Origin of the sequence: Desulfovibrio legallii (assembly GCF_900102485.1) — a bacterium.
GTDB classification, from domain to species: Bacteria; Desulfobacterota; Desulfovibrionia; order Desulfovibrionales; family Desulfovibrionaceae; genus Desulfovibrio; species Desulfovibrio legallii_A.
The window spans coordinates 36,675-46,917 of sequence record NZ_FNBX01000020.1; the positions used below are offsets into that span (position 1 = coordinate 36,675).

Here is a 10,243-nt window from a genome sequence, read left to right on the forward strand (position 1 = left end):
AATATAAGCAGCTATACTTCCAGGTGCTACGCGCGGGGGTATGGCTGCTTTGTCTTTTCGCGTTCCAGCACCACGCGGGTCTACACCAAAGACCGGGGCAGCCGCTTTCAGCGGGCCCCTTCCCGACAGTTTTACTGACCGATTCCCCAGCCATCGTGGATACGTTCGCTTGACCTTGTAGCTATGTGTAGTTAATATGACTAACTATAGGAGACTAAAAGCCATGCCAGCACAAATTCAAGCCACCCCCATAAGCATACGACTCCCCGCCGACCTCAAAGCGCGGGTGCAGGGCCTTGCCGCAGCAAGGCAGCGTTCTACCAACGCTCTTGTGGTGCAGGCTGTTGCGGCCTTTGTGGAGCGGGAAGAAAAGCGGGAAGCCCTTCGTCAGGAGTGTATCGCCGCTCATGAGCATTACCAGCAGACGGGCCTGCACGTCACCCAGGCGGAAGTGAAAGACTGGATTGCCCAGCTCCGCCAAGGTAAGCAGGTGGATGCTCCCAAATGTCATATATAGTGCGCTGGTCGGACAACGCGTTGGCTTCACTCGTGCGGGTGCATGCTTTTTGGGCGAAAAGTGACCCGCAGGCAGCGCAGAAGGCCTTGGACGCCATAGAGGCGGGTACGGCCGTGTTGGAGCAATTCCCCCATGCCGGACGGCCTACTGACGATTTGGAGCCTGAACACCGGGAGCTGTTGATTCCTTTTGGCGCCTCTGGCTACGCCGTGTTCTATGAAGTGGGGGAAGGATATGCGCTTATCCTTTCCCTCAAGCATCAACGCGAAGCAGGGTATTGACGGTATTTGCAGTGCGTAATCCACACTCGAACTCCCAACATCTCCTCAGACGGTTGGTATGTCCGTTGGTATGAAAGAGAGGTGGTTTCGGAAAAACGGACCATGGGCTAAGGTGGACGTAAGAAGCCAGAGGAGGCTTTTATGTCCCAATGGGGAGGGAAGTCCACCGTTGCGTTTAAGACTCGCGTCGCCCTGGATGCCCTGTCCGGAGAGCATACATTGTCCGAACTCGCCGGCAAATATGGCGTGCATCCCCATCAAGTTTCCCAGTGGGGAAACAGCAGGCCAGGGAACAGATTGCGGCAGGCTTTGCCGGCAAGGCCCAGAAGACCCGGCAGAGCGATGAAGTCCGGATAAGGGAACTCCATGCCACGATTGGTCAACGCACTGTGGAGAAGGATTTTTTGCAGCAAGCCTTCGCCAAAATTTGAGCTATGAGCGAAGGCGTAAAATTGTCGCCGCAGACCACCAAGTGCTCAGTGTTCGGCGGCAGTGCGAAATCCTCAAACTGCAACGCTCAACGTATTATTATAAGGCGATCGGCGGGTCCGTATACAACTTGGCGCTCATGAAACGCATCGGCGAAGTGTTTCTGAATTTGCCCTTCTTCGGCTCCCGGCAAAAATCGACACGCTTTTCAAGGTGCTCACGCCGATGGGGTTTAAGCTCACCATTGTTCCGGTGGATGAAGGCGTGTAAAAATTTATGGTCAGGATTTTAGGTGGCGGGGCTTGCGCCCCGCCACCGCGCGCTACACTTCGCTGATCACGGGCACCACAATGGGGTCGCGCTCCAGCACGCGGCGGAAAAAGCGCCGCAGAGAGGAGCGGATGTTTTCCTGCAGGCGGCTGAGCTGCCCTGGGCGGGCGGCTTCTATTTCGTCCAGCACCAGGCACTTGGCGTCTTCCAGCAGGTGGCTGTAGTGCTGTTCAAAAACAAAGCCTTTAGAGATCATTTCCGGCCCGTGCAGGATGCTGCCGGTTTCGGAATCCACCACCAGCACCACAATGACCATGCCTTCGTCGCCGAGAATGCGGCGTTCTTTGAGCACGGCGTAGCCCACGTCGCCCACGCCCTTGCCGTCCACCAGGGTACACTCCACGGGCACGCGGTTTTCAAGCTGGAAGCCTTCGGGGCGAAGGGTGATGGGCTGGCCGTCTTCAAGCAGCACCACATTCTCCTGCTGCACGCCGCACTCTGCGGCCAGGCGGCCGTGCTTGACCAGGTGCTGGTATTCGCCGTGGATGGGGATGAAGAGCTGCGGACGCACGGCGGCGAACATTTCGCGCAGTTCGTCGCGCTGGGCGTGCCCGGAGGCGTGGATGGCGTGCACGCTTTCGTAGAGCACTTCCGCGCCCATGCGGTACATTTCATTGATGAGCTTGGAGATGGCCTTGGCGTTGCCAGGTATCATGCGCGAGCTCATGACCACGGTATCGCCCTTGCGGATATCGAGCTGGCGGTGGCCGCCCAGCACCATGCGGGAGAGCGCGGAGAGCGGCTCGCCCTGCGCGCCGGTGACCACCAGCACGATCTGATCGTCCGGCAGGTCGGGCACGCCGTTGTGGGCGTTGAAGAAGGCTGGGGGCAGCTTGGCGATGCCGAGGTCGCGGGCCATTTCGATGTTGTTGGCCAGGGATTTGCCGCTGATGACCACGGTGCGGCCGTGGGCGCGGGCCAGGTCAAAAACTTCCTGAATGCGCTGAATGTGGCTGGAGAACAGGGTGATGACAATGCGGCCTTTGGCCGTAGCAAAGATGTTATCCAGCGAGTCTTTGACCTCGCGCTCGGTAAGGGAGCGCCCCTCGCGCATGGCGTTGGTGGAGTCAGAGAGCAGCAGGCGCGCGCCCTTGGGCCCGGCAAAATTGCGAAAAAGGCGCAGATCCGTGCCGCTGCCGCTTAAGGGGTGGGGGTCGATTTTAAAGTCGCCGCTGTGCACCACGCGGCCCACGGGGGTTTCCACGCCCAGGCCGAAGCCTTCGGGTATGGAGTGGCAGACGGGGAAGAAGTGGAAGGTCAGATCCCCCAGGGGCAGCACGGTTTTGGCGTTGACCGGGCAAAGCTCCACCCAGTCCAGTATTTCGCGTTCGCGCAGTTTGTGTTCCACCAGGGCCAGGGTAAAGGGCGAGCCGTAGATGCGGGTGCCTTTAAGCTCCGGCACCAGCCAGGGCAGCGCGCCGATGTGGTCTTCGTGCCCGTGGGTCAGCACAATGCCCAGCAGTTTGTCTTTGATGGCGCTCACCGCGCCGAAGTGGGGGATAACCACGTCCACGCCCAGGTGGGCGTCGTCGGGGAACATAAGGCCGCAATCCACCATAACGACGCCGCCGGGGGTTTCCCAGAGCTGGCAGTTCAGGCCGATTTCCCCCAGGCCTCCCAGGGGGGTGATGGTAAGGTAAGGATCGTGCATGTCGGGTAGGTTGTATCCTGTTGTCTCTGTGGCGGGCGCAAGGCCCGCAGGGTGAAGGAAAGGGCGCGGAAAGGGCCGGGCGCGGAGGCGGGGCCCTTGGCGGCTGGGGGGCGGTTCCGAAGGCGGGGAGGCGTCTCCCCGAAAAGTGTCTGTGGCCGGGGTGTGGGCCGGAAGCGCGGGCCGGGGCAGTCTCCGGGCCAGATCCGGGCCGGGCCAGATCCAGTCCAGATCCGGGCCATATGGGGCCGTGGCGGCCGGGGCCGGGCCGGTCTTTGGGCCGGTTTCCGGGTCAGCGCCGGGCCAGGTCGGGCCGGAACTCGCCCATGGCCACATAGATCTGGGCCAGGGCGGTAAGGTAGTCGGCCTTGGCGCTGGTCAGCGAGGCTTGCGCCGCCGTGAGGTTGGAAGAGGCGTCCAGCACGTCAAAGTTGGTGCCCACCTGTTCCTGATAGCGGGCCAGGGCCACGTTATAGGCTTCCGTGGCCTGTTCCACGGCGGTTTCGGCCACGGCAATGCGTTTTTCCGCTTCGCGCACGGCCAGCAGTTTGGATTTGATGTCGTAGCCCACGTTCAGTTTCAGATTTTCTTCTTCGTAGCGCACCTTGGTCACCAGCCAGCCGGCGCTCTGGTCGGCGTAATAGGTGGTGCCCCACTGAAAAATGTCCCAGGTGGCTTTGGCCCCCAGCTCCCAGGCGGTGCCGCGGTAGCCCTGGTCGCCCACGCGCTGCAGGTCCATGGTGTTGCCGGTTTGGGCCACGTTGTAATAGGCCTCCACCTGCGGGTAGTAGGCGCTCTGCGCGGCCTGGCGGTTTTTGCCGGCAATGGCCACGGATTTGGCGGCAATATACAGGTCCGGCCGCTGGCGGTAGGCGGCCTCCAGGCACTGCTCCAGGCTGCGGGTAAAGGGCACATGGTTGAGGTTGCCGGTATAGCGGGTGGCGGCCTGGGCGGGCAGGCCCAGCAGGGTATTGAGCTTGGCCAGGCTGGTGTCGCGGTTGTTTTCGTCCTGAATCAGGGTGTTTTCGGCCTTGCGCACGTCCACTTCGGCCTGCAGCACGTCCAGGCGGGGGCGCAGGCCCACGTCGTAAAAGGCCTGGGTAATGCGCAGCTGGTCGCGCAGGCGGGCCAGGGCGTCGCTTGAGCTGCGCACGCTTTCTTCATAGCGCAGATAGTTCAGAAACTGGGTCTGCACCTCTTCGGTCATGGTCAGTTCCGCGCTGCGCAGGCTGGCCTTGTCGCTTTCGGCCTGCAGGGCGGCTTTCTGATAATCGGCCAGCAGCTTAAAGCCGGTAAAAACGGGTTGGGATACCTCTATCCCCCAGGTGTAGACGCCCTGTTTGGGGGCCTGCGTAACGGTATAAGAGGGGGAATAATCTTTGTCCGTTCTGGTGGCGGTATAGCTCATGCCCAGCTTGGGGCCAAAGGCCCCGCGGGCGGATTTGCGGGTTTCTTCGCTGGATTTGCTCTGCGCTTCCTGGGAGCCCAGGCTGGGGTTCTGCTGCAGGGCGCGCTCCACGGCTTCGCGCATGCTCAGGGCGCGCATGGGCCGGGTGTGGGGTTTTTCTGCGGCCAGGCTGCGCCCGCCGGAATACAGGGGCACGGCCGCCGTGCGCCCCACCGGGATGGCCAGGCTGCGGTCGGGGGCGTTCTCCGGGCCGGCTTGTGCGCCCGCGGTTGTTTCTGTCTGCGCGCCCGCGGTTGCAGCCGGGCCCCCCAGGCCCAGCAGCGCCAGCAGGCCCAGGGGCGGCAGCAGGCGCGCAAAGGCGCGCGCCGCAAGGCGCAGGGGCCAGGCGCGGCGGCAGGGGGTGGGCGGCAGGTTTTTTTCAGGCATGGCGGGCATGCTACACCGCGGGCCGCGCTTTGGCAAGCGCTGGGCTGCGGGCGCAGGGCGGGCGCATTTTGCCGGCGGCCGTCCGCCGCGCGTTCGGCGCGGCGCGGAGCCCCGTTTTTTTGCCGGGCGCGCGGCCGCTCGCGGCCGCCCTGGGGGCAATGGCGGCCGCAAACGGGTTGTGCATGGATTTCATAGTATTTTACTCATAAATAAACAGTATTCAGCAAGTTGAATTTCTAACTTGTAACACGATTTACATTGACAGCAAACGTCTAATGCGTTATGCTGTAAGCATCTGTGTAAAAGTTAATAGTTTAGCCTTCTTGCGCTGAAAACGGCGGCGCATCAAGGCTCTTTTCTGCAATTGCCAACAAAGGAGAAAGGCATGAGCCAGGATGTGCTGACCAGTTCCTCCGGCCAGTCCCAGGTGCTCAATGAGGTGCGGCAAGAAGCGGCGTCCAACGAGAGGTCTACTTTGTGGATTCCTCGTTGGATGCGGAAGCCCTGGCCCTCACCATTGGCGACGATTCCAGAATCTTTGTTATAGAAAACACCAGCAACGCCTTTCTCCAGATGGAGCAGGCCCTGGCCAGCCTGGAGAATCCGGCCACGGCCGTGCACATTTACGCCCACGGCGCGGCGGGCAGCGTAACCCTGGGCGGCCAGGTTTTTGACGAGGCCGTCCTCAACGCCAATGCGGCAACTCTGGCCGCCATCGGGCAGAGCCTGGCCGCGGGCGCGGATCTGCTGCTCTACAGCTGCAACACGGCGGCGGGCAGCACGGGCGAGAGCTTCATCAACCGCCTGGCCCGCCTGGCCAGCGTGGACGTGGCCGCTTCGGACGACGTTACCGGCGCGTCCGGCGACTGGACCCTGGAATACACGGTGGGCGACGTCACCACCGGCGCCGTGAACCCCGGCATCGACGGCGATCTGGCCGGCGAGATTTCCGGCTGGGGCGTCATCAACGGCACAACCGGCGCTGATTCCATCACCGGCTCCGCCGCCAACGACAAAATCTACGGCAACGGCGGCGCGGATACCATGGTCGGCGAGGACGGCAACGACATTTACTACGTCAGCGGATCGGGCACCGCCGGCACTAATGTGGTGGAAAAAGCCTACGAAGGCATTGATACGGTCTACAGCCAGGTGGCGGATCTGGACCTGAGCGCGAGCTCCACGGCGGCTGACGGCAGTGAAGGCAAATCCCAGATCGAATACGTCGTGCTCCAGGCCCAGAGCGGCATGACCAACCAGTCCGCCACGGGCAACAACTACAGCCAGACCCTGGTGGGCAACGCCCTCAGCAACAACCTCACGGGCATGGGCGGCAACGACCTGCTCTACGGCTATGACGGCGACGACTACCTGGACGGCGGCAACGGCGACCTGAGCGCTGCCGGCGAGGTTTCGGTTACCGGCGGCTACGATACCCTCATCGGCGGCAAGGGCGACGACAACTACGTGGTCCGCACCGGCAACGAAACCGTGGTGGAAAACAAGAACGAGGGCACGGACCAGGTCTATTCCTTTGTGGACTACACCCTGGGCGCGAACATTGAAAACGGCACGCTGCTGAATAACGGCACCACCACCGCCCCCCAGGCCAGCAACCTCACCGGCAACGACCTGAACAACGTGCTTTCCGGCAACAGCGCCGCCAACTATCTGGATGGCGGCAAGGGCAACGACACCCTCTACGGCAATAAGGACGGCACGGCGGTCGATACCCTCAACGGCGGCGCGGGCAACGACCTCTACCACCTCTATGGCGACGCTGACGACGTCATCGTAGACAGCGCGGGCAACGACACCGTGGTTTTTGAGAGCAGCGTGAGCGGCGGCTACACCCTGGGCGACGGCGTGGAAAACCTCGTCCTCCTGGGCAGCGCCGATACGGGCACCGGCAACGCGCTCAACAACCGCATTGAGGGCAACGCCACCAAGGGCAGTTGGCTCGACGGCGGCGCGGGCAAAGATACCCTGGTGGGCGGCACCGGCGACGATACCTTCATTTTTGACGGCACAGACACCCTGGAGGACGCGGGCGGCACGGATACCGTCTTGGCCTCCGGCACCATTGACCTCAACAAGTTCAAAAACGCTGATATCGAGTCCGTGACGCTGACTGGCTCAGGCAATATTAATGCCACGGCCAAAAAGACCGTTGCCGCCACCCTGGTGGGCAACAGCGGCAACAACAAGCTCACCGGCAGCGATGGGGACGATCGCCTCATCGGCGGCGCGGGCAAAGATACCCTCATCGGCGGCGCGGGCAACGACTACTACTATGTGGACGCCGATGACGTGGTGCAGGAAGCGAAAAACGCCGGCGACGACACGGTGGAAGCCAACATAGACTACACCCTGGGCGCGAACCTGGAGAATCTGGTCCTTACAGCCGGCGCGACCAAGGGCACGGGCAATGAGCTCGCCAACGTCATCGACGCCAGCACCCTCAGCGGCAACGTGGTGCTGGACGGCGGCCAGAACGCGGCCAATACCGCTGGCGATACCCTCAAAGGCGGCACCAGCCACACCACCTTTGTGGTCAATAACACCAATGACCACATTGAGATCACTGGCGGCAGCAACGTCGTCTATGTGAGCTATGAGGTCTTGGGCGGCGCTGAGATGACTGACGCCGACTGGATCAACTACTTCGGCGACCGGATCACCGGCACCACCACCAACCTTACCTTCGTCTACCGCGGCAATGCTGCGGACAGCAAAGCCGGCGGCGTGAATATCACCGGCAGCGCCGACAACACCTATCTGGTGGGCACGGCCGCTGCGGATACCCTCACTGGGGCCACCGACTCCACCGTTGGGTACACCATTGACGGCCAGGGCGGTGCGGACACCATTACCGGCGGCACGGGCAACGACTATATCTATTATTATGGTGCGGAAACCGTAACTGCTGGCGAGGGTGCCGACACCCTGCACGTCATGAGCCTCAAAAAAGGCGATAAAACGCTGGACAGCGCCGACAACATTCACGGCATTGACGTGGTTGTGCTGGACGACGCCGCGGGCGCAGTGAATGTGGGCGACAGCGTTGCAGCTGCAAACCAGCAGAATATGACCCTCGTGGGCAACGCCTCGGCCAACAAGCTCTATGGCGGCAACACCACCAATGATGATAGTGCAACAGCCAACGGCAACGACGAGCTTTCCGGCGGCGCGGGCAACGACACCCTGGTGGGCTTCAGCGGCAACGACACCCTGGACGGCGGCGAAGGCGCGGACAGCATGGTGGGCGGCACGGGCAACGACCTCTACTATGTGGACAATAAGGGCGACAAGGTGGTGGAAAAAGACGGCGAAGGCGTGGACAGCATCTCCACCGCCGGCGTGGCCATCGACCTGGGTTCCGCCAGCTTTAAGAACGTGGAATATGTGGAGAACTCTGGCGCAGCCACCAAGCTCACCGGCACCACGGCTGCGGAAACCCTCGTGGCCGGCGATAATGGCGACACCCTGGACGGCAAGGGCGGCGAGGACAGCCTGGTGGGCGGCTCTGGCAGCGACCTCATCTACTACCACGGCCTCACCTACGTGGAAAGCGATGAAGGCGAATTTGAGGTGAGGAATGACACCATAAGTGGCGGCGGCGGCGTCGACACCCTGCTGGTGACCAAGGACGCCGGGATTGTCTCCCTGGGCACGGGCACAGCCATCACCGGCATGGAAGTGGTCAAGCTGGACGCTGCCGCGCAGGACGCCAGCGTCTACGTCACCGGCGATGCTGCCGTTACCGTGCAAGGCAACGCCTACGCTACAGAAATCATAACTGGTGCGGGCAACGACAGCATCGTGGGCGGCGGCGGCGCGGACTACATCGACGCCGGGGCTGGCAACGATATTGTGGAAATCGCCGCCAACAGCTTTATCCAGCGCGGAAGTTATGGATATAATCGCGGCGCTGTGGAAGGCGGCGCAGGGGAGGACACCCTCTCCTTCGGCGCCACCAACGATAAGATCACCTTCAGCACCGAAGATGACGAACTGGTCATCAAAAGCGGCACCAACGTGCTTTCCGGCGCGGCCACGGTGAACGGTGAAGACCTTACTTCCATTGGCGGCATCAGCGGCTTTGAGGTCTACACCGGCGGCGCGGGCAACGATACGCTCAACGCCGGCGGGGTCACCACGCAGGATATGATCCTTACCGGCGGCCTGGGCAACGACCTGCTGGTGGGCGGCAGCGGCGAAGACCTGCTCATTGCCGATGGCGGCAACGACACCCTGGACCTCACAAAGGGCGGTTCGGACGGCATCGTGCTGCAGCCCGCCGCGGACCTGAACTACAGCAAAAAGGGCGTCACCACCATTACGGTCCAGGGCTACGGCGCGGACGACTACGTCAACGACAGCGCCTTGAGTGATGCTGGCTGGTCCAAGGCCGACGCCGCCGTGGTGGACAGCAAGAAGAAGACCACCACCTTCACCTATACCAAGGGCAGCCAGACCATCAACGTGGTCTTTGCAGGCATTACCGACCCCAACAGCATCATCTTTGCCGGCCAGGTGGTTCTGACTGGCGGGGGCGCGAACGAAACGGATGCCACATCCACCCATCTCCTCCGCATCACGGCCACCGGCGGCGGAAACACCGTCTACGGCGGCACGAGAAACGACACCATTACCAGCACCGGCGGCGACACCATCTCCGGCAACGCGGGCAACGACAGCATTACGCTGGATAGCAGCACGCTGACCGAGATGCTCTCTTCTGCCACCAGGGTCTACGGCGGCGAGGGTGACGACACCGTGGTGCTGCACCTGCCCAATAGCTATGCGAACACTACCATGGCCCTTTCTGGTGATGACGGCACCGACCTCCTGGAAGTGAAGGGCTCGGCCGCTTCCGTTGCCGCCAACTTCAGCTTTGCTGATGCCGACAGCGTGACGCTCTATCAGAATGCTGCTAGCATCGCCGCGGCTGTCATTACCGGCTTTGAAGCCTACGGCGGTACGGACAATGCCGATACCGTCACCTTCAGCCGCGCTGTTGGTGCGGCGGAGAACTACACCTTCTCCCTGGACGGCGGCGACGACATCCTGAGCGCGGGCACCGTTTCCGGCAGCCTGACCATCGACGGCGGCGCAGGCGACGACAGCTTCACCATCGGCGCAGTCTCCACCGGCGGCAGCCTGACCATCGACGGCGGCGACGGCGACGACAGCCTGAGCGC

The 10,243-nt window shown here is 62.3% G+C and carries 6 protein-coding genes; 3 read left to right on the forward strand and 3 right to left on the reverse strand.

Features of this window, described 5'->3' with window-relative positions:
- Positions 1 to 223: 223 nt before the first annotated feature.
- On the forward strand, positions 224 to 517 hold the full coding sequence (locus BLS55_RS10545) for a CopG family ribbon-helix-helix protein (RefSeq protein WP_092155000.1): 294 nt from the start codon (positions 224 to 226) through the stop codon (positions 515 to 517).
- A complete protein-coding gene (locus BLS55_RS10550; RefSeq protein WP_092155002.1) occupies positions 505 to 798 on the forward strand; it encodes a type II toxin-antitoxin system RelE/ParE family toxin in 294 nt (97 codons plus the stop codon). Before BLS55_RS10545 ends, BLS55_RS10550 begins: the two co-directional genes overlap by 13 nt.
- Positions 799 to 1,055: 257 nt before the next feature.
- On the opposite strand, the gene BLS55_RS12130 is transcribed toward BLS55_RS10550, so the two are convergent.
- The 3 genes from BLS55_RS12130 to BLS55_RS10560 all read right to left on the reverse strand — a co-directional run bounded on the left by BLS55_RS12130 (position 1,056) and on the right by BLS55_RS10560 (position 5,039).
- The gene (locus BLS55_RS12130; RefSeq protein WP_180365454.1) at positions 1,056 to 1,211 is read right to left on the reverse strand and encodes a hypothetical protein; all 156 of its coding nucleotides are present in this window, start codon (positions 1,209 to 1,211) and stop codon (positions 1,056 to 1,058) included.
- Positions 1,212 to 1,549: 338 nt separating this feature from the next.
- Complete coding sequence (locus tag BLS55_RS10555) at positions 1,550 to 3,208, reverse strand: ribonuclease J (protein WP_092155004.1); 1,659 nt, start codon at positions 3,206 to 3,208, stop codon at positions 1,550 to 1,552.
- Positions 3,209 to 3,497: 289 nt separating this feature from the next.
- Complete coding sequence (locus BLS55_RS10560) at positions 3,498 to 5,039, reverse strand: TolC family protein (protein ID WP_257243220.1); 1,542 nt, start codon at positions 5,037 to 5,039, stop codon at positions 3,498 to 3,500.
- A 477-nt stretch (positions 5,040 to 5,516) separates the two neighbouring features.
- Between BLS55_RS10560 and BLS55_RS10570 the strand changes: the two genes are divergently transcribed.
- On the forward strand, positions 5,517 to 10,243 hold a 4,727-nt coding region (locus tag BLS55_RS10570), incomplete at its 3' end, for a DUF4347 domain-containing protein (RefSeq protein ID WP_143339550.1).